Source organism: Acinetobacter sp. YH12095 (assembly GCF_013419245.1).
GTDB lineage: Bacteria > Pseudomonadota > Gammaproteobacteria > Pseudomonadales > Moraxellaceae > Acinetobacter > Acinetobacter towneri.
The window spans coordinates 1-19,268 of sequence record NZ_VPAL01000012.1 but is presented as its reverse complement, the minus strand read 5'-3'; the positions used below and the strand labels follow the sequence as shown (position 1 = coordinate 19,268).

The 19,268-nt window shown below is 43.8% G+C and carries 20 protein-coding genes; 12 read left to right on the top strand and 8 right to left on the bottom strand.

The genetic code is table 11. The features are described 5' to 3' along the window. Positions 1-67 precede the first annotated feature (67 nt). The 8 genes from hcaE (at position 68) to FTU35_RS09165 (ending at position 7,658) form a co-directional block, all read left to right on the top strand. The gene (gene hcaE, locus FTU35_RS09200) at positions 68-1,435 is read left to right on the top strand and encodes a 3-phenylpropionate/cinnamic acid dioxygenase subunit alpha (protein ID WP_004976053.1); all 1,368 of its coding nucleotides are present in this window, start codon (positions 68-70) and stop codon (positions 1,433-1,435) included. Then, complete coding sequence (gene hcaF, locus FTU35_RS09195; RefSeq protein WP_104853007.1) at positions 1,432-1,950, top strand: 3-phenylpropionate/cinnamic acid dioxygenase subunit beta; 519 nt, start codon at positions 1,432-1,434, stop codon at positions 1,948-1,950. The genes hcaE and hcaF overlap by 4 nt, the downstream gene beginning before the upstream one ends. Beyond that, a complete protein-coding gene (gene hcaC, locus FTU35_RS09190) occupies positions 1,950-2,276 on the top strand; it encodes a 3-phenylpropionate/cinnamic acid dioxygenase ferredoxin subunit (protein ID WP_004976057.1) in 327 nt (108 codons plus the stop codon). Before hcaF ends, hcaC begins: the two co-directional genes overlap by 1 nt. 2 nt (positions 2,277-2,278) lie before the next feature. Further along, on the top strand, positions 2,279-3,094 hold the full coding sequence (hcaB, locus tag FTU35_RS09185; protein ID WP_004976058.1) for a 3-phenylpropionate-dihydrodiol/cinnamic acid-dihydrodiol dehydrogenase: 816 nt from the start codon (positions 2,279-2,281) through the stop codon (positions 3,092-3,094). A gap of 71 nt (positions 3,095-3,165) precedes the next feature. Then, positions 3,166-4,131 carry a 3-carboxyethylcatechol 2,3-dioxygenase gene (locus tag FTU35_RS09180; protein WP_004976064.1) on the top strand — a complete coding sequence of 322 codons (966 nt, stop codon included), beginning with the start codon at positions 3,166-3,168 and terminating at the stop codon, positions 4,129-4,131. A gap of 4 nt (positions 4,132-4,135) precedes the next feature. Beyond that, complete coding sequence (hcaD, locus tag FTU35_RS09175; RefSeq protein ID WP_154321078.1) at positions 4,136-5,362, top strand: 3-phenylpropionate/cinnamic acid dioxygenase ferredoxin--NAD(+) reductase subunit; 1,227 nt, start codon at positions 4,136-4,138, stop codon at positions 5,360-5,362. A gap of 88 nt (positions 5,363-5,450) precedes the next feature. Further along, positions 5,451-6,359: a DMT family transporter gene (locus tag FTU35_RS09170; protein ID WP_096902690.1), complete on the top strand. Its 909-nt coding sequence runs from the start codon at positions 5,451-5,453 to the stop codon at positions 6,357-6,359. A gap of 246 nt (positions 6,360-6,605) precedes the next feature. Further along, positions 6,606-7,658, top strand: a complete 1,053-nt coding sequence (locus tag FTU35_RS09165) for an MBL fold metallo-hydrolase (protein ID WP_180064692.1) — start codon at positions 6,606-6,608, stop codon at positions 7,656-7,658. Positions 7,659-7,821: 163 nt separating this feature from the next. Here FTU35_RS09165 and FTU35_RS09160 read toward each other — a convergent pair whose 3' ends face one another. Next, the gene (locus FTU35_RS09160; RefSeq protein ID WP_154321077.1) at positions 7,822-9,342 is read right to left on the bottom strand and encodes a catalase; all 1,521 of its coding nucleotides are present in this window, start codon (positions 9,340-9,342) and stop codon (positions 7,822-7,824) included. 267 nt (positions 9,343-9,609) lie between these two features. After that, the gene (locus tag FTU35_RS09155) at positions 9,610-10,242 is read right to left on the bottom strand and encodes a TetR/AcrR family transcriptional regulator (RefSeq protein ID WP_131261060.1); all 633 of its coding nucleotides are present in this window, start codon (positions 10,240-10,242) and stop codon (positions 9,610-9,612) included. 81 nt (positions 10,243-10,323) lie between these two features. On the opposite strand from FTU35_RS09155, the gene FTU35_RS09150 reads away from it, so the two are divergent. Further along, positions 10,324-11,976: an acyl-CoA dehydrogenase family protein gene (locus FTU35_RS09150; RefSeq protein WP_131261059.1), complete on the top strand. Its 1,653-nt coding sequence runs from the start codon at positions 10,324-10,326 to the stop codon at positions 11,974-11,976. Between the two features lie 135 nt (positions 11,977-12,111). Here FTU35_RS09150 and FTU35_RS09145 read toward each other — a convergent pair whose 3' ends face one another. Further along, a complete protein-coding gene (locus FTU35_RS09145; protein WP_004976080.1) occupies positions 12,112-12,603 on the bottom strand; it encodes a macro domain-containing protein in 492 nt (163 codons plus the stop codon). Positions 12,604-13,045: 442 nt separating this feature from the next. Between FTU35_RS09145 and FTU35_RS09140 the strand changes: the two genes are divergently transcribed. Next, a complete protein-coding gene (locus FTU35_RS09140) occupies positions 13,046-13,237 on the top strand; it encodes a hypothetical protein (protein ID WP_004976081.1) in 192 nt (63 codons plus the stop codon). 15 nt (positions 13,238-13,252) lie between these two features. Here FTU35_RS09140 and ptsP read toward each other — a convergent pair whose 3' ends face one another. Together ptsP and FTU35_RS09130 are read right to left on the bottom strand one after the other, a co-directional pair. After that, positions 13,253-15,550: a phosphoenolpyruvate--protein phosphotransferase gene (gene ptsP, locus FTU35_RS09135; protein ID WP_004976082.1), complete on the bottom strand. Its 2,298-nt coding sequence runs from the start codon at positions 15,548-15,550 to the stop codon at positions 13,253-13,255. A gap of 99 nt (positions 15,551-15,649) precedes the next feature. Beyond that, the gene (locus FTU35_RS09130) at positions 15,650-16,132 is read right to left on the bottom strand and encodes an RNA pyrophosphohydrolase (protein WP_004976084.1); all 483 of its coding nucleotides are present in this window, start codon (positions 16,130-16,132) and stop codon (positions 15,650-15,652) included. 183 nt (positions 16,133-16,315) lie between these two features. Here FTU35_RS09130 and FTU35_RS09125 point away from each other — a divergent pair, with 183 nt between their 5' ends. Beyond that, entirely contained in the window at positions 16,316-16,966 is a 651-nt protein-coding gene (locus FTU35_RS09125; protein WP_070155338.1) for an HAD family phosphatase, read from the top strand. A 153-nt stretch (positions 16,967-17,119) separates the two neighbouring features. Beyond that, the gene (locus FTU35_RS09120; RefSeq protein WP_136144729.1) at positions 17,120-17,365 is read left to right on the top strand and encodes a DUF2789 family protein; all 246 of its coding nucleotides are present in this window, start codon (positions 17,120-17,122) and stop codon (positions 17,363-17,365) included. 92 nt (positions 17,366-17,457) lie between these two features. On the opposite strand, the gene FTU35_RS09115 is transcribed toward FTU35_RS09120, so the two are convergent. The 3 genes from FTU35_RS09115 to FTU35_RS09105 all read right to left on the bottom strand — a co-directional run. After that, on the bottom strand, positions 17,458-18,318 hold the full coding sequence (locus tag FTU35_RS09115; RefSeq protein ID WP_004976089.1) for a LysR family transcriptional regulator: 861 nt from the start codon (positions 18,316-18,318) through the stop codon (positions 17,458-17,460). Between the two features lie 207 nt (positions 18,319-18,525). Further along, positions 18,526-18,762, bottom strand: coding sequence for a DUF2061 domain-containing protein (locus tag FTU35_RS09110; protein ID WP_004976091.1), 237 nt, complete (start codon positions 18,760-18,762; stop codon positions 18,526-18,528). A 206-nt stretch (positions 18,763-18,968) separates the two neighbouring features. Continuing rightward, positions 18,969-19,268: RNA-guided endonuclease TnpB family protein (locus FTU35_RS09105; RefSeq protein WP_179990854.1), on the bottom strand; the 300-nt coding region annotated here is incomplete at its 5' end.

Genomic DNA, 19,268 nt, shown 5'->3' with positions numbered 1-19,268 from the left:
AAACCATTATCCATCAAAAGTTGAGTCTATTTACTTTGTGCCGTTGTTGGTCACAGGAGAGCTTTTCATGAGTGGAAAAATTGATGTGCGCGAAATCGACGCTTTGGTCGATGCACAAAATGGACGTATCACTCCATCTATTTATACAGATCCAGATATCTACGAATTAGAACTTGAACGTGTGTTCGGCCGTACGTGGTTGTTCCTGTGTCATGAAAGCCAAATTCCTAAAGCTGGCGACTTCTTCAACACCTACATGGGTGAAGATCCAATTATTGTGGCACGTCAAAAAGACGGTTCAATCAAAGCATTTTTAAACCAGTGCCGTCACCGTTCTATGCGTGTGAGCTTTGCAGACTGTGGTAATACCCGTGCATTTACTTGCCCATATCACGGTTGGTCTTACGGTATTGATGGTTCACTCAAAGATATTCCTTTAGAAGAACGTGCGTATCCACAAGGTGCTTGTAAAGAGCAATGGGGCTTGGTGGAAGTCAACCGCGTGAAGTCTTACAAAGGCTTGATCTTTGGTTGCTGGGATGAAACCACTCCAGACCTAGAAGAATATATGGGCGACATCGCTTGGTACTTAGATGGCGTGATTGACCGTCGTCCGGGTGGTACTGAAATTATTGGTGGCGTACACAAGTGGGAAATTGACTGTAACTGGAAATTTGCTGCAGAACAGTTTGCTTCTGACCAATATCACGCTTTGTTCTCACACGCCTCTGCGATTCAGGTACTTGGTGCAAAACCAGATGATGACAGCAGCAAACAATTAGGTGCAGCGCAAACAGCTCGTCCTGTTTGGGAAACTGCCAAAGATGCGATTCAGTATGGTTCACGTGGTCACGGTTCAGGTTTCTTCTTTACAGAAAAACCAGATGCAAACGTATGGGTTGACGGTGAAGTTGCCAACTATTTCCGTGAAACTTACGAAGAAGTGAAAGAGCGTTTAGGCGAAGTACGTGCCTTACGTCTTGCAGGTCACAACACCATGTTCCCAACACTGTCTTGGCTGAACGGTACTGCAACACTGCGCGTATGGCATCCACGTGGGCCAAACAAAACTGAAGTATGGGCATTCTGTATTGCCGATGCTGAAGCACCTCAAGACGTGAAAGAAGCATTTGAGCGTTCTGCAACACGTGCTTTCGGTCCTGCAGGTTTCTTAGAGCAAGATGACTCTGAGAACTGGATTGAAATTCAAAAAGTATTGCGCGGCTATAAAGCACGTCAAAACAAGCTCATTGTAGAAATGGGTAAAGGCAACGAAAAAGTACGTGAAGATGGTATTCCAGGAATCACCAACTACATTTTCTCTGAAACTGCAGCACGTGGTATGTACCGCCGTTGGGCAGACTTGCTGATCCATGAAAAATGGGAAGACGTTGAAAAAGCAGCTGACGAATACGAGAAGGAGCTAATGAAATGAGTCAAATCAGTTTAGAACTTCAACATGAAGTGAGCCAATTCTTGTATCGCGAAGCAAAATTGCTAGACGACTGGAAATTCCGTGAGTGGTTAGACCTCATGGCAGAAGACATTTCTTATACCTTGCGTACTACACCAAATGCGCAAACCCGTGACCGTCGTCGTTCAGTTGAACCGCCAACAACGTGGGTGTTCAACGACAACAAACACTTGCTTGAGCGCCGTGTTGCACGTCTGGAAACTGGTATGGCGTGGGCTGAAGAACCTCCGTCACGTACCACGCACATGGTTAGCAACGTGATTGTTGAAGCGACAGAGGTCGAAGGTGAATACGACGTACACGTGACTTACTTATTGTACCGTACTCAAAAAGAGAAAGACGTGACTATTTACTGTGGTAAGCGCCATGACAAAATCCGTCGTGTTGAAGGTGGCTTAGGCTTCCAGATCTTCAACCGTAAGATTGTGCTTGACCAAGTAACCTATAACTCACACAACCTGAGTGTATTCTTCTAATGAATAAAATCTTTGTTTGCCAAGTTGACGAATTAGACGAAGGCGAAGCGTTAAAAGTGGACTGCGGTGTGAACGGTATCGAAGCACTGGCAGTATTCAACAACGGTGGTGAGTTCTTTGCTATGAATGACCGTTGTTCACACGGCAATGCCTCAATGTCTGAAGGTTATCTTGAAGATGATGGCACGGTTGAATGTCCACTACATTCTGCACGTTTCTGTTTAAAGACTGGTCAAGCATTATGCTTGCCAGCCACCGACCCGATTCAAACTTTCCCTGTGGTGGTTGAAGACGGCGCGTTATATGTAGAAATGGCAGGAGAGTAAGCATGGGTTGGCTAAAAGGCGAAGTGGCACTGATTACAGGTGGCGGTTCTGGTTTAGGTTGGGCTTTGGTCGAGCGCTTTCTTGAAGAAGGTGCGCATGTGGGCGTGTTACAGCGCTCACAATCTAAAGTCGATGCCTTAAAAGAACGTTTTGGTGATCAAATCGTGGCAGTCGCTGGTGATGTTGCCAACTATGCAGACAATGTCCGTGCTGTGCAGGCCACTGTGGAGCGTTTTGGAAAGCTGGATTGCTTTATTGGCAATGCAGGGATTTGGGATCACTACGCAGATATCGTCAATACTTCTGGTGAGCAGCTTGAAAAAGCCTTTGATGAAATCATGGGCATCAATACCAAGGCGTTAATCTTGGGGGCAAAAGCAGCACTGGATGAGTTGGTGAAATCTGAAGGTTCTATCATCTTAACCTTATCCAATTCTGCGCTGTATTCTTCAGGCGGTGGTCCTGTTTACACTGCATCTAAACATGCAGGTGTTGGCATCATGAAAGAGTTGGCTTATGAATTGGCACCTAAAGTACGTGTCAATGCTGTTGCGCCTTCAGCGATGAATGTCAATATTAAGGGCGCAGCATCTTTAGGTCAGGAAAACCTAGGCTTACTCGATGCACGTGATCCTGAAAAAATTGCACGCGGTATGCCGCTGAATTTCTTGCCTGAGCCAGAAGACATGACTGGTTCGTATGTGCTCTTGGCATCGCGTCAAAATAACCGTGCGCTGACTGGCGTTCTGATCAATGCAGAATGTGGTTTGGGTATTCGTGGTTTGCGTCAACCACGTGCAGGTTTTTTTGACGAATAAAATTGAGTCTAAATTCAATAGACGAATCGGCAGCCTTTCTCTGGGCTGCCTTCCTTATTTAGGAGTCTTTCATGGCCGTTAAACTCATTTGTGCATCGCACAGTCCTTTAATGGAATTTGCAACACCGCAAGATCAATCTAAAGAACAAAAAGTTCGTGCTGCCTTTGAGCAACTTTCTGCCGAAGTCAAAGCATACGATCCAACCCTGATCATTACCTTTGGTCCAGACCATTTCAACGGTTTCTTTTACGATTTGATGCCAAGTTTCTGTGTCGGTATTCGTGCTACGGCTGCGGGTGACTGGGACTACGGCAAAGACAACAACCGTATTGATGTGCCTGAAGACAAAGCCTTGGCGATGGTGCGCCGTGTGTTGGATGAAGGTGTAGATGTTGCATATTCGTATCGTATGCAGGCCGACCATGGGGTGACTCAGCCATTACACTTTTTGTGTGAAGGGCAGCTAGATCGTTATCCAACCATTCCCGTGTTTATTAATGGCGCTGCAGCGCCGATGCCAACCACCAAGCGTACCATTGCTTTGGGGCGTGCTGTGGGTCAATTTATCAAGTCGTTGAATCTTGAAAATGAGCGCGTTTTGGTCTTGGGTACAGGTGGTCTTTCACACGATCCACCAACGCCACAAATGGGTTCAGTACCGCCTGAAGTTGAAGAATTTTTAATTGCAGGTCGTAATCCAAGCCCTGAAGCACGTCATGCACGTCAGGCCAAAGTGATTGCAGTCGGTCAGAAACTTGCTGCAGGCGATACTTCTGTGGCTGTACCGTTAAGCCCTGAGTGGGATATTGCCTTGCTTGAAAAATTCAAACAGGCAGACTTTGCAGCTATGGAAGCCATGACCGAAGCTGAAATTCGTCGAGATGGTGGTCGTGGTGGTCAGGAAGTCCGTTCGTGGATGGCTGCTTTTGCTGCGTTAGATGAACTGGGTGCGTATGAAATGACCACGCATTGCTATGAAGATATTAGTGAGTGGATTGCGGGCTTTGGCATCGTATCTGCCGAGTTAAAAGGTTAAGCCCATGAGTGTAGAAACAATTGTGATTGTGGGGGCAGGTCAGGCAGGGGCAAGTGCCATTCTTGAGCTGCGCGGCAATCAATATGCAGGCAACATCATCTTAATTGGCGATGAAATACATTTGCCTTATGAGCGTCCACCGCTGTCTAAAGATGTGATTTTGCGTCCTGAAGAAACCAAAATCGAGATTCTGTCGGAAGAAAAATTGGCAGAACTAGGTGTGACCACTATTCGTGGCAATGGCGTGAGCAAAATCAATGCCGAAGCACATACGGTTAAATTGCAAAATGGTGAGGTTATTGCCTACGACAAGTTGTTACTTGCCACAGGCGGTGCTGCACGTCGCTTGCCAAATTTTGATGCCTTAGGTAAACACGTTTACACGTTGCGTAATCTTGAAGACTCGCAAGCCTTAGTCCCTGTATTACAAGCGGGTCGTCGCATCATCTTAATTGGTGGTGGTGTGATTGGTTTAGAGTTGGCATCTTCAGCACGCTTTAAAGACTGTCAGGTAACTGTCATTGAAATGGGACCAATGGTGATGGGACGTTCATCACCACTCATCTTGAGTGAGTTTTTACTGCAACAGCAGTTATTGGCAGGAGTTGATGTACGTCTGTCTACGCAAATTGCAGATTGCAAGCTAGATGGTGAAGAAATTGTCGTGACCCTAGAAGGTGGCGAAGAACTACGTGCCGATGCGGTGATTTACGGTATTGGGATTATTCCAAACGCACAACTGGCAGTTGAAGCAGGCTTAGATGCAGACTTTGCTGTGCATGTGAATGAAAACTGTCAAACCTCAAACCCAGACATTTATGCTGCGGGCGATGTCGCATCACAACTGCGTGAATGTGGCAATCATCGTCGTGTAGAAACTTGGGAAAATGCCAACCTGCAAGCAGGCATATTCGCGCGTCATGTGATGGGCGTGGAACATCCTGTAGCCAATCCCGCTTGGTTCTGGACTGATCAACTCGACATTAACTACCAATTTGTAGGAGATATGTCAGCAGCAGAATGGCATGTGCGTGGTGAGATGGATGCTTCCAAACGCAGTGAGTCTTCATTCGTATTGTTTGGTGTGACCGATGGCGTGATTGTCGGCGGAATTACCGTCAACTCAGCCAAAGATATGCGTCACTTGAAAAAGCTGATTGCTAAACAAGCTGCTTTTGAAGCAGACAAATATTTAGATGTGAGCCAAGACCTTCGCAAATTGGTGAAGTAAGCTTGAACTGATGAAAAACAGACCTGAGGCAACTTAGGTCTGTTTTTTATCTGCCGAAGAAAAGTGTCCATTTTATGTTGAGCAAGCGATGAATACGAATACATCTCCTGTTGTGGTAACCGCCAGTATTTATGCCTTATTGGTATTAATCTGGGCGACCACGCCATTGGCGATTGTCTGGAGTGTGCAGGAAATTCATCCAATGTGGGTTTTGATTATCCGCTACTTTGGGGCTTCCGTGATTGCGCTGTGCGTGCTTAAACTCATGCGCGATCCACTGCCTTTTGATCACACCTCAATGAAAAGCTATTTGGCGGGTAGTCTGAATTTAATTGGTGCACAGCTATTTATTTACTTGGCCGCCAATTATTTAACTTCAGGCTTAATGGCACTGATTTTTGGTTTTTCTCCTTTAATCGCAGGCTTGATTGGTCATGTGATTTTACGCACGCAAAAATTGATTGCCTTACAGTGGACAGGGATGGCAATTGCGATTGCAGGGCTCAGCTTTGTCTTTGCAGACTCTGCTGACAGCAAAGTGAATCCATGGGGCGTGGTGCTGATGTTTATTAGCATGCTGTCCTATATCAGCTCAATTTTTTGGGTCAAACAAATCAATGCTCCTTTAAAGCCGATGTCACAAGCCACAGGCTCTTTATTGGTATCATCGGCAGGATCATTGTTATTAATTCCCTTTATTTGGTCGCATTTCCCGACTCAAATGCCAAGCAGCCAAGCCATGATTGGTTTTGTATTTACCATGATCATGTCGTCTATTGTCGCCATGCTGTGTTATTTCTGGCTGATTCGTCGTTTAAATGCTTCAACTGTGTCTTTAAGTAATGTGATGACTCCCATCATCGCGTTAATTTTAGGTGCGACCTTAAATAATGAACACATCAGCATGAATGCGTTTATTGGTATTGCTGTGGTGATGTTTGGGATCGTGATGTATTTCTGGAAAGAATGGCGCGAACAATATTTTGCTAAACGCTAAGCCCGTATTGCTTTACCTGTGTCTAGGTTTTTCTAAAGCCTCGTTTATCTGAGGTGTAAATTTCTGATCTTTAACCCGCTGTCGATACGACTTTTTTCTCAAAACAACAAAAACATAAAGGAAATTGCCTGCTTGATTTCGCTACTATGCGTGATAGAGTCAACACATGAACCAAAGCTGTGTTTTTTCTGAACAGATCAGGATAAAAAGCATCATGGCAGATGCGCTATATATTATTGGGCTTACATGAACAACGTGGAACCAAAGCATTTTCAACTGCCAACGGAAGCCTGTTGGTCGCATACTTGGCGTAAACCCAAGCTGCAGTTTTTGCCTTCAAATCATTATGATGGAGCGCAGTTTTTTAATCCGATTGCGTGTCCTGAGGGGCGCAGCCAAACTGATTTATTGAAATGGTTGCTAAAACGCAAATCGAACAGTTGGAATGTCAATCCGCAACAAGAAGCACAGCAATTTTTTACAGCGCCAAGTGCTTTGCCACAATTACGTCCACACGCCAGTTTGGATGATTGGCAAGTTTGGTTTGTGGGGCATGCAACGGTGCTGATTCAAATTGGACCGTATAACTTTTTAACCGATCCAGTCTGGGCAGAGCATGCCAGTCCGAAACAGGGGCGAGGGCCTAAACGTGCTTGTCCTGCAGGGATTGCACTGGAAGATTTACCGACCATTCATGCCGTCTTCTTGAGCCATAACCATTATGACCACATGGATTTAGCCACCTTAAAATGGCTGAATCATCAATTTGCCATGCCTATTTATACAGGTTTGGGCAATGCTTGGTATTTGCCGCCTGATTTGCATGTGATTGAAATGGACTGGTGGCAATCGGCTTTATTTAAAGAAGTGAAAATTGTCTACACCCCTGCACAACATGGTTCAGGGCGTGGCGCACGTGATCAGAACATGGCGTTATGGGGCGGTTTTTCTATTTTGCATGGGCAAGATCATTGCTTCTTTGCGGGCGATACAGGTTACTCGCCACACTTTAAAGAAATCCAAACCCGCATTGGCGCACCGCGCGTGGCACTTTTACCTATAGGTTCTTACGAGCCACGGAATCTGATGCGTTATATGCATATGAACCCTGAAGATGCCTTTCAGGCCCATAAAGATTTACATTCCAAATGTTCTTTGGCCATTCATTACCGCACTTTTGAGCTGACCGATGAAGGGCGTGAGCAACCAGAGGCAGACTTGCATCATGCCATGAAGCGTTCATCTAAATTAATGAATCCGTTTTATTGTATTCGTGAAGGTAAGAAATTAATTGTTTAATCTTTTAAAAACTTGACCTTAAATAAAAGTGACACGCTACTTTTCACGCTACTGAAAAGTGGCAATGATAGATATAGAACACAAAGCCCCTATCGAAATAGGGGCTTTGTTTTGGTGTTTAAAGTCTTGCTGTTTAGACTGACTTGATCTTTAACTACAAAGATTACAGTACGCCAGGCTGACCAAGTGCAGGGTCACTGGCACGTGCTGCTTGCGCATCGGCAACGGTCATGCCTAAAGCTGCTGCAACGCCTTCGCCATAAGCAGGGTCACATGCATAACAGTTACGAATATGACGATACTTAATAAAGTCTAAAGCATCACCCATCGCACGTGCCGTGTTATCAAACAGTGCTTGTTTTTGCTCAGGGTTCATTAAATTGAACAAGGCACGCGGCTGGCTAAAATAGTTGCTATCATCTTCACGATAATCCCAGAAATCTGCATCGCCACGAATTTTTAGCGGTGGTTCGCGGTATTGTGGTTGCTCTTGCCATTGATGGAAGCTGTTTGGCTCATAGTGTGGCAAGCTGCCATAGTTGCCATCCATACGACCCTGACCATCACGACGGTTTGAGTGCACAGGGCAGCGTGCAGCATTCACTGGAATTTGTGAATGGTTCACACCAACACGGTAACGTGCAGCATCGGCATAGTTGACCAAACGCGCTTGTAACATGCGATCTGGCGAGTAGCTAATTCCTGGTACAAGGTTGCTTGGTGCAAAGGCAGCCTGTTCAACATCTTGGAAGTAGTTTTCAGGGTTACGGTTCAGTTCAAATTCACCCACTTCAATCAGTGGATAATCACCTTTCGGCCAAACTTTGGTGAGGTCAAATGGGTGATAAGGGACTTTTTCTGCATCCAGTTCAGGCATGATTTGCACGAACAGCGTCCATTTCGGGAAATCACCGCGTTCAATGGCATTGTAAAGGTCGGTCTGGCTGCTTTCACGGTCACGACCAATCAATTCTGCTGCTTCTGCGTCGGTTAGGTTTTGAATGCCTTGTTGAGTGCGGAAGTGGAATTTCACCCAAAAACGCTCATTATTGGCATTAATAAAGCTGTAAGTATGGCTACCAAAACCATGCATGTGACGATAACCGACAGGAATACCACGATCCGACATCACAATGGTGACTTGGTGCAGTGCTTCTGGCAGCAAAGTCCAGAAATCCCAGTTATTGGTTGCATCACGCAGGTTGGTGCGTGGGTCACGTTTTACAGCTTTATTCAGGTCTGGGAATTGACGCGGGTCACGGAAAAAGAACACTGGTGTGTTGTTGCCGACTAAATCCCAGTTGCCTTCTTCAGTATAGAATTTTAAGGCAAAACCACGAATGTCACGTTCTGCATCGGCAGCGCCACGCTCACCTGCAACGGTAGAGAAACGAGCAAACATTTCAGTTTTTTTGCCAACTTCAGAGAAAATTTTGGCACGGGTATATTGGCTGATGTCGTGCGTGACCGTAAACGTACCAAACGCACCTGAACCTTTGGCATGCATACGACGCTCAGGAATTACTTCACGTACAAAGTTTGCCAACTTTTCATTGAGCCATAAATCTTGAGTAAGGAGTGGGCCACGTGCGCCCGCAGTCATACTATTTTGGTTATCTACAACAGGTGCGCCTGCATCGGTGGTTAAATGCGTTACAGGGCATTTTTTTATCTCTTGGCTCATCGTTGTTCTCCATATTGTGATCATCATGTGGTGGGCTGTATTAGAAATTTAGCTTCTAAAACAAGCGGCCATGAACCGTTTTGTTTGTTTAAAAAATCAACTACAACACCACAATACCATGCAGATCGGGCTTTGTAGATGAAAGCTTTTCAAATCTCACCATTTTAATGTAAAACGATTTTTATAATTTTACAAATAGATAAATTTATTGTTTATGATTGGTGTATTCGATAGATCTTTGTAAACTAAATAATCAGTTTTGCTGCACTAAATGTCTGAAACTGCTGCTAAAAACGGTTGAATCGCCAATGAAATATCGGTGTGCAAGGCATCCCAATCTTGATAATGTGGATTGATTAATAAACTTTGCGAAATAAAACCATAACTGATGCGATGCAGATTCAAAGCAAGGCGCAGTTGTTGTTCGGCATTGTGTATGACAGGTGCGAAAATCTGTTGCCACATCTGTAGCATCATGCTGTAACTTTTTTGGTAAGTTTCAATGTGTGATACCTGCCGTTCCAGTAAAAAAGTCTGCGCCCAAAGCCATTGTTGTGCCTGAATTTGCTGAAGCTGAAACTGAATGATGGTTGCAATATAGCGGTTTATTTCAACAACTGTGGATAACTCAAGTTGCTGTTGGGCATAACTTTTTAAGTGTTCTGCATGCTGTTTGACTTGCAGGTGAATCGTCAATGCCAGTAAATCTTCTTTCTTGGCAAAGTATTCATAAAAAGTGCCTAAACCGACACCTGCCAAATTAGTAATTTCACGAATGGTAATTTCAGCTGCCGAGCGTTCATGCAAAAGCCGAACAAAACTTTCCTGTAAAGCCTCTTGAGTCAGTTTAGCCCGCGATTGGCGCGGCTTACGGCGCACTTGAACCTCAGAATTTTTCATAAATAAAGCCGAACACCTGAGCACATATTTTTCTCTATACTAAATGCAATGATAGCATCGCGTTTGTCTAGGAGTGACACAATGCAGACATGGATGACCCATCAAATTCAAAATCAGTTTGATGAATTACAAGACTATAACTTATTTGAAACCGATACGGTTTTACAAGAAATTTTAACCCGTTATGGCAGTCAAGATCAGACTCGACTGAGCGAATTGGGACATATTGCAGCATCGGCAGAATATTATCACTATGCCGATTTAGCCAATCGGCATACGCCTATTTTACATGCCTTCGATGCACGTGGACGCCGTAAAGATGTAGTGGAGTTTCATCCCGCATGGCATCACTGGATGGCGCTGAATCGCAAGTTTGACACGCATGCACATCCATTTAAACAACCGCAATCTACGGCAAAATGGGTCGATTGGGCCAGTCGCTTTTATTTGGCGGGACAGGTTGAGTGTGGCAATTTATGTCCAAATTCCATGACTTTAGGCAGTATTCCGCTCATTCAGCGTGAACCTGAATTATGGGCAAGCATGGGCGAAAAACTGTTATCGCATGAATATGACCCGCGTGATGTGCCGATTTCACAAAAGAAATCTATTTGGTTGGGCATGGGCATGACCGAAAAGCAGGGTGGTTCAGATGTACGTGCCAACCAAACGCTTGCCATTCCAGTCGCAGCAACAGGGCGTGGGCAAGCCTATTTGCTCACAGGTCATAAATGGTTTTTCTCTGCACCAATGTGTGATGCACATTTGGTGGTTGCCAATACCGAACAAGATGGTTTGGCTTGTTTCTTTGTACCGCGTTGGTTAGAAGATGGCAGAAAAAATAATATTCAGGTACAGCGTTTAAAAGACAAAGTGGGAAATCGGAGTAACTCCAGTTCTGAAGTCGAATTTCAGCAGGCGTGGGGCATCATGATTGGCGAAGCAGGGCGCGGTATTCCCACCATTATTGAAATGGCGAACTACACTCGTTTAACCTGTGCTGTGGGCAGTAGTGCCATGCTGCGTCAAGCCTTGGTGCAATGCCTTGCCTATACTCGACAACGTCAAGCATTTGGACAGACTTTGGCGAATCAGCCATTAATGCAGGCAGTCTTGGCAGATTTGGCTTTGGAAACTGAAGCTGCGGTACAGCTCAGTTTTCATTTGGCACATTGTTATGAAAGCGATGATGCTGTGTCTTTGGCATGGAAGCGTTTAATGACCCCTGCTGCAAAGTTCTGGATTTGCAAACGCGCGGTGGAACTTACAGGTGAGATGATGGAAGTTTTTGGTGGCAATGGTTATGTCGATAACAGCATCATGGCACGTATTTTCAAAGAAGCACCTGTAAATACCATTTGGGAAGGTTCAGGCAATGTCATGTGTCTGGATGTACTACGCGCTATGCAGCGAGAACCTGAGCTGATTCAGGTGTTATTGCAGGATTTTGCTCGCACTGCCGTTACTCATCCTATTTTGGGCAGTGAATTAGATGGTTTGCAGCAGTTATTGCAGACCACGAACAGCAACGATTTACAATTTATGGCACGTGCTTTGGTGAGCCGTTTGGTGATTTTGGCACAAGCGGTTTTGTTGTTGCGTTATGCGCCAAGTTTTGTGGCAGAAGGTTTTATTCAGTCGCGTTATAGTGCATTGCATGGGCAAGTGGTGGGTATGCTTAAACCTAAACAGGTCGATGTTGCATCCATCTTGCAGCGTGCATTTTCAGCATAGCATCCCTTGCTACTTGATTCTGCACAAAAAATTCACCCGCTTGGTAAAACCAAACGGGTGAATTGAACCGTATATTGCAGTCGAGTCGTGATCAATCACGCTCGCTTGTAGCAAAGCTGATTGCTTCAGCGAAACTTATTTCGCAGGCTCTTCAGCTTTTACACCTTTTTGATATAGAGTGTAGATGTAAATTGGAATATCCAAATCTTCCAAGTGTTTGTAGATCAGTGGACGTACATCTTCCCAATCTAAACCGCCTACACCTGTTGCAAGACGCGGTAATGCCAAGCTTTCAATTTTCTCTTCTTCAATCAACTGTTTTAAGTTTTTCAAAGTGCGGTTGACGTATTCTGTCGATGCTTTACCTGGTTTTGAACCGTTGTCATAAGCCGCTTCCTGAGTCATCAGGTTGACGATGCGTTGACCTTCGGCATTGACCCAAGTCCATTGCTCACCCGCTTTAGGATGGTAAATATGACAATAGTTGCGGAAGTCTTTATATAGCGCAGGCCAGTGCTCACGCAGACTTAAAGCCAAACCTGTTGCAAAGTTATCGTTAGGGGCAACACCGTGAGCAATCGCACGTGCTTCGCTCAGTAAAATATCTCCAGAAACTTCATAAATCATGAATTTGACTCCTGTTTTTAATGGTCTTGTTAAACTGATCTTCTATATTCATATTAGCCAATCATTGCAGTTTTTCTAGTGGATTTTATAACTAATAAGTTTTTGAAAAGTAATAAAATTTTTTATAATTTTATGCTATAATTGTATGGGTAAAGCCGCTGAGTGTTCTTTAAAATAGCCTTCAAAAATAACCGTCAGAAAAATCTGATAAAGTGGCGGCAATAATTTATTTACCCTTCTTTTTATCTTAGCACTATTGAGTGAAAATCGCTTGTAAAATGTACAAAAAAGCGTATGATCAGCTTCCCAATTTAATATGGAACATTGGTGAGAGAATAGTCACGTTATGCAGAAGCAATTGGCTTGAATTCTCCCTCAACATCTCCATCTAAAAGAGTAGCGACACTGCTCATTTCCATGATCAACCGAAAGGAACAGCGTAATGGCAAAGAAAAAACAGCCTGAGCTTATTCAGCATAACTTTGTGGCCAAGCACATGCACGAGGTCAACAAAAGTCAGGTTTTTGTAGACCGTAAGAAAAATGCCAAACGAGGCTATAGCAAACACAAACAAGGGCGATATTCCGATGATTATCGCCCTTGTTGTTTTTGGAGTGAATGGTGTGTTGCTTGAGGCTTAAACTAAGTTTTATGGAGATACGATACGTGTCGCTAGTTTCACCATATCGCCCAAGCCATGGGTTTTAAAATAATATTCCATCAGACTTTTCACCATCAGCGGATTATTCATTTTTAACGCCTGATCTAATAAATGTTGCGCATCGGTCATTGGTACATGACAAATTGCTTTACGCACCCGCAAGATATTACTTGAACTCATCGACAGGGTATTAAAGCCCATTGCCATCAGAATTACCGCAGACAGCGGATCTCCTGCCATTTCGCCACAAACGCTCACAGGCTTGTCATATTTATGACATTCTTTCACCAAGCGGGTTAAGGCGCGCAGTACTGCAGGATGAAAGTGTGAATAGACGTTGGCCACACGCGGATTGTTACGATCCACTGCCAATAAATACTGGGTTAAATCGTTTGATCCTACCGAGAAAAAATCCACCAACGGGGCAAATTCATCAATTTGCAGCAGCACACTCGGTACTTCTACCATAATGCCAATTTTCGGTTTGGTGATTTTAACCTGTTCTTCTTCCTGCACTGCTTGCAAGTCACGATCTAGCAAATACAAGGCTTCTTCAACCTCGCTGACACTGGTGATCATTGGCAGCAAAATATGCAGATTATTCAAACCAATACTGGCTTTGAGCATGGCACGAATTTGCGAAGAAAAAATTTCAGGATGATCTAGCGTGAAGCGAATCCCGCGCCAACCCAAGGCTGAGTTTTCTTCTTCAATCGAAAAGTACGGCAAGTCCTTGTCTGCGCCAATATCTAGCGTACGCATCACCACAGGTTTGTTGGCAAAGTGACTGAGCTGTTGGCGGTAAATAGCACGCTGTTCTTCTTCGCCCGGGAAACGGTCACGTAGCATAAATGGAATTTCAGAACGATATAAACCAACACCTTTAGCACCGCGTTGTACGCCACGCACTACGTCAATCATCAAGCCTGTATTGACATACAATTTTACCGCTACGCCGTCAGGGGTAATGGCATCTTTGGTTTCATATTGCTTGAGGTCTTTGGCAATCTGTTCTTCTTCTTTTTGAATTTCTTTATAGCGCGTCCGCATGCGACGTGGCGGGTTGATAAACACCCGACCTTGGTGCGCATCTACAATCATTTCCACATCGTCTAGGCTGTTGATGGGCAATTCAGTTACGCCAACTACGGTTGGAATACCCAAAGCACGTGCCACAATGACCATGTGAGAATTCATTGCGCCTTCGGTGGTGACAATTGCTGCAATTTTATCGACAGGCAGTTCTACCAAAGCTGCTGTGGAAATTTCTTCGCCAATTAAAATACTTTCATCGGTCAGTTCACGGTGACTGGCATCGGCTTCTTGTAAAGAGGCGAGAATACGACGCCCTAAATCTTTCAGGTCAGAAACACGTTCGCGTAAATAGTCATCTTCCATTTGTGAAAATAGGGCAATGTGATTGTCAATCACAATACGCACCGCACCTTGCGCCCAGTTACCTTCACGAATCAGTTCTTTAATTTCTGCAGGCAGGGCATTTTCATCTAGCATGCGTAGGAACACACTGAATAAAGCGCGTTCTTCTGCCATTAAGGCATCCTGCATTTTGTCATCTAGTGCCTGAATTTCTTGACGCACTGCATCTAGTGCGTTGTCTAGTAATTCTAACTCTTCACTAATGTCTTCAGCTTCACGATCAGGCACAGCCGCCAAATCTGCAGGGGGATACAGAATTACCGCACGACCCAGTGCAATCCCACCTGAACCCGATACGCCCTGAAAGGTTTTGTAGGCAGGCAGGTTGTTGGGTTTGCGGAATACATCAATATTGCCCACGGCATGCGCATGCGCAATGACACCAGAAAGCTGGGCGCAGAGCGTCACTAAAAAGGATTCTGCCGCTTCAGAAAAGTCTTGTTTATCCTTGTTTTGCACCACAAGAACGCCCATCACTTTACGACGATACATGACAGGCACGCCAAGGAAGGAATTATAAATTTCTTCGCCTGTTTCGGGTAAATACATGAAGCGTTCGTGTTTGGGCGCATCGTTTAGGTTGACAATTTCTTCACGTTGTCCGACTAAACCGACCAAACCTTCACTGGTATGTAATGACACATGCCCCACGGACTCAGGATTTAAACCCTTTGATGCCATGAGCAAGTAGCGTTGATTGCGTTCATCGAGCAGGTAAATAGAGCAGACATCCACATGCATGGCTTCTGCGACCTGATTGACCATAATATCGAGTGATTCATGCAAACTGGTGGACGCATTGATTTCTTGTACAATGCGTCTAAGGGTATCCAGTTGCATGTTCGACATACGCGCTACTCCATATTCCAATCAATGATTTGAGGTCAGTTTTACACCACAGATGACCCTATAACAATAAGCTAAAAAATCTACATCTTCATGCAAATTTTAAGGTTTTTTCAGGGGCAATTGATTGCACAACTCCACCATCGCTTTACGGTAGACGTCACGTTTAAAATTGACGACCTGACCAAGCGGATACCAGTAACTGACCCATTGCCATTGATCAAATTCGGGTGGATCTGACAAATTCAGCCGAATATGATGCGCTGACGCTGTCAGTTGCAATAAAAACCACTTCTGTTTTTGACCAATACATACGGGATCCGAATCCGTGCGTATATACCGATGTGGCAAACGATAACGCAGCCAACCTTTAGTTTGCGCGATAACTTGGACGTGTTCGGGCAGTAAGCCAACTTCTTCTCTCAGCTCACGATAAAGTGCCTGTTCAGGGGTTTCTCCATATTGGATACCTCCTTGCGGAAATTGCCATGCATTGTGACCAATGCGTTTTGCCCATAAAACTTGTCCAAACTCGTTTGCCAAAATGATCCCGACATTGGGTCGGAAACCTTCTGAGTCGATCATTTGGCTACCTAAATATTGTTTAATTTATGACTTTGCACTCGGGGATGATGATTTCTTTTCTCCAACTCGAAAACGCAAAGTGTAAATAATGTTAAAATTGCTATGATCTTAACGAATTTCTATCGACTAGCGGAGATAGATTTACAATTTTTTTCTTAAATTTCAGTTTTTACGAGTATTTTCATGAAATTGGCGCTATTTGATCTCGATCACACCTTGTTAAATACTGATTCAGATCATTCTTGGGGTGAGTTTTTGGTAAGTGAAGGCTTGGTCGATCCTGTTCGCCATCGCGCCATGAACGACAAGTTTTATGAAGACTACAAAGCAGGGCAACTCGACCCAATTGCATATAACGAATTTGTATTTGAGTTTTTAACCCAGCACGACAATCAGTACCTCACAGATTTGCATGAATTATTTATGCAAAAGGTGATTCGTCCACAAATGCGCCCTGAAGGGTTTAAAGCTATTCAGCGTCATCAAGAATTAGGGCATGAATTGGTGGGGATTACAGCAACATCTGACTTTATTACTGCACCTATTTTCCGTGAGTTTGGTATTAGTGAAATTATTGCCACCAATGCCGAAGTGGTCGATGGTAAATATACAGGCAAAGTCATTAATACTGCGTGTTATCAACAAGGCAAGTTGGTGCGTTTGGAGCAATGGCTTGCAGGGCGTGAAGTGACAGAATCTTGGGCATATTCAGACTCGATTAATGATCGTTTCTTGTTGGAATATGCAGATCACGCCATTGCTGTAAATCCTGATGCACGTTTACAGGCTTTGGCTGAAGAGCAAGGTTGGGATGTGCAGGACTGGTCAATTTAAGTCTGAATTTTTTTGAGGTGTTGCTACTCTGGCTTTTACTAGCTTATTGATTTATTTTTGTTTTTATTTATTGCAATGTTGGATTATGTCATTCATTTTTAGAATAGGCATGCTAAGGTAAGACAAGAATTAAAAATGATCAGGAGTGAAAAAATGAGTGGTGTACGCCCAAGAATGACACATTTATTTGAACAACTGGGTTTGGATGCCAGTGAAGCCGCGATTCAGCAATTTATTGAAACGCATCAATTGAATGCGGAAACAACAATTGCCGAGGCAGAATTTTGGACGGAAGCACAGCGTCAGTTTATCGTCGAAAAAATGAAATCGGATGGTTCATGGGCAATTGTGGTAGATCAATTGAATGAATCTTTACATGAAGATTCGGTGAATCGTTAAGACCTCACTTGCACCTAAATTAAGCCAATAAAAAATACCCTCAATACAATCGTGTTTGAGGGTGTTTTCATTCAAAAGAAACCATTAATCTTTTAGTGTTTCATCATCTCAATCAATTCTAAAACAGCGCGTGATTGCGTCCGTCCCGGATGCCATACCATGCCCAATTGACGGTTCATTTCTAAGTCAATATCTAACTGTTGTAAGTCCTGATTGACCAACGTTTTAGGTAAAACAGACCATCCCAAACCAATTGACACCAACATCCGAATTGATTCTAACGGATTGTTGCTCATGGTGACTTTAGGTTTAACACCTTGCTTTTCAAACTCTGCCAAAGTGATTTGACTGGTATAGGTTTGCGCGGCAGGCAACAAACTAGGGTAGGCGAGTAAATCGGTCAATTGCAGGTTTTTCTGATGTGCAAGCGGATGAAAAGATGCGACCACAAACACCAATGGATCATTCCAAATGGTGACATAAGACAGACGTTCATCTAATTTGGGCGGTAAGGTCAGAAAAGCCAGTTCTAAATCGCCTGCCAAAACTTGTTCATGTGCCTGTTCTGAGTCGACAAAATGCACATCTAACGTGACGTTGGGAAATTCCTGTACATATTCACGTAAATGATTGGGTAAATGGTGCAAACCAATATGGTGACTGGTGCCGATTTTCAGTTTGCCTTGAACCTGTCCTTGCTCATGACTGAGGGTGTGGTGAATATCGCCCAGTTCATTCAGCCAGTTTTTGACTTTGGGCAATAGTGAGTGTGCTGCATGCGTGGCTTGCACCCCACGACCTGCTGATTCAAACAGTTTCACGCCAAAATAGTCTTCTAGGCTGTGAATACGTTTGGTCACCGCAGGTTGGGTAATAAATAACTGATCTGCTGCCAAAGAAATAGAACCTGTTTCCATGACTTTAACAAAGGCTTCAAAGGCTGCAAGATTCATTTGCACCATCCATAAAGATTTTTTATTACTGTGCTTATTATTTAGAAAAAATTAGAATTAATCAAAACAAATTCTACTTATTTTTAAACTATGCATTCGGGATGATCTTGTAGAGATACAGCAGAGATAAAAAAAGATCATCGTGGGCTGCAACCAAGATGATCTCAAACTGAAATGGAATATTCACAAGCAGAATCTATAAAACCATTAAGCGATAATTTTAGAATCTTGCGTTTGTGCTTTCTTTTCCCAAATCCGCTCGTGAATGAAATACGCAACAGCTTGTACTGTCGGTTCGACCAAACTTAAGGTAATGGCCATCCAAATATTGCCTGTGACTATATAACCGACCACCATCGCCACGGTGATGTGCATGATGTAGTAGCTTAAAGTTTTTTTGAACATGCGTTGATTGTTGGCGACAAATTTTTGAATATGGCTCATGTGAATACTCCTTCTGCTGCTTTGACCGTTTTCTGTGTGGATAGCTAAAGGATAATTATTCTTATTTAATTTGTAAAAACAAATAATTTTGTAATTTTGATTGGAAAATTAGATTTTAATAAAAATATCAAAGATAAAAAATTTTAAGTATCTATCATGTTTTGCTTATAGGTAGGTCGTGATGAATCATTGACATCCTCCCCGACCTAAAGGACGGAGATTCCTACTGCTAGACGCTCATGCCCGAGCGCAAGAATATTCAGTGCGGAATTTACATCCCGATCATGGAGCGTACCGCACTCCACACACTGCCATTCTCTTATTCCAAGTCCTGCTCTACCTTCCGGACTACTGGAGCGTGAGCCACAGCACGAACAAATTTGGGTGGTATAGGCTTCATTGACTTCTTCATAACATACCCCTGCGTTCTCGCATTTATACTTGAGCATGGTTCTTAGTGTTGTCCAACTGGCATCTAGCACTGATTTAGCCAATCTGGTTTGTGC

Bases quoted from the DNA above. Each gene is read 5' to 3' on its own strand.
- hcaE (WP_004976053.1), top strand. From the start codon at position 68: ATGAGTGGAAAAATTGATGTGCGCGAAATCGACGCTTTGGTCGATGCA.
- FTU35_RS09115 (WP_004976089.1), bottom strand. From the start codon at position 18,318: ATGAATCTTGCAGCCTTTGAAGCCTTTGTTAAAGTCATGGAAACAGGT.
- FTU35_RS09155 (WP_131261060.1), bottom strand. From the start codon at position 10,242: ATGAAAAATTCTGAGGTTCAAGTGCGCCGTAAGCCGCGCCAATCGCGG.
- FTU35_RS09110 (WP_004976091.1), bottom strand. From the start codon at position 18,762: ATGAGCCATATTCAAAAATTTGTCGCCAACAATCAACGCATGTTCAAA.
- FTU35_RS09140 (WP_004976081.1), top strand. From the start codon at position 13,046: ATGGCAAAGAAAAAACAGCCTGAGCTTATTCAGCATAACTTTGTGGCC.
- FTU35_RS09125 (WP_070155338.1), top strand. From the start codon at position 16,316: ATGAAATTGGCGCTATTTGATCTCGATCACACCTTGTTAAATACTGAT.
- FTU35_RS09150 (WP_131261059.1), top strand. From the start codon at position 10,324: ATGCAGACATGGATGACCCATCAAATTCAAAATCAGTTTGATGAATTA.
- hcaF (WP_104853007.1), top strand. From the start codon at position 1,432: ATGAGTCAAATCAGTTTAGAACTTCAACATGAAGTGAGCCAATTCTTG.
- FTU35_RS09145 (WP_004976080.1), bottom strand. From the start codon at position 12,603: ATGATTTATGAAGTTTCTGGAGATATTTTACTGAGCGAAGCACGTGCG.
- hcaC (WP_004976057.1), top strand. From the start codon at position 1,950: ATGAATAAAATCTTTGTTTGCCAAGTTGACGAATTAGACGAAGGCGAA.
- FTU35_RS09165 (WP_180064692.1), top strand. From the start codon at position 6,606: ATGAACAACGTGGAACCAAAGCATTTTCAACTGCCAACGGAAGCCTGT.
- FTU35_RS09160 (WP_154321077.1), bottom strand. From the start codon at position 9,342: ATGAGCCAAGAGATAAAAAAATGCCCTGTAACGCATTTAACCACCGAT.
- hcaD (WP_154321078.1), top strand. From the start codon at position 4,136: ATGAGTGTAGAAACAATTGTGATTGTGGGGGCAGGTCAGGCAGGGGCA.
- FTU35_RS09170 (WP_096902690.1), top strand. From the start codon at position 5,451: ATGAATACGAATACATCTCCTGTTGTGGTAACCGCCAGTATTTATGCC.
- FTU35_RS09130 (WP_004976084.1), bottom strand. From the start codon at position 16,132: ATGATCGACTCAGAAGGTTTCCGACCCAATGTCGGGATCATTTTGGCA.
- ptsP (WP_004976082.1), bottom strand. From the start codon at position 15,550: ATGTCGAACATGCAACTGGATACCCTTAGACGCATTGTACAAGAAATC.
- hcaB (WP_004976058.1), top strand. From the start codon at position 2,279: ATGGGTTGGCTAAAAGGCGAAGTGGCACTGATTACAGGTGGCGGTTCT.
- FTU35_RS09180 (WP_004976064.1), top strand. From the start codon at position 3,166: ATGGCCGTTAAACTCATTTGTGCATCGCACAGTCCTTTAATGGAATTT.
- FTU35_RS09120 (WP_136144729.1), top strand. From the start codon at position 17,120: ATGAGTGGTGTACGCCCAAGAATGACACATTTATTTGAACAACTGGGT.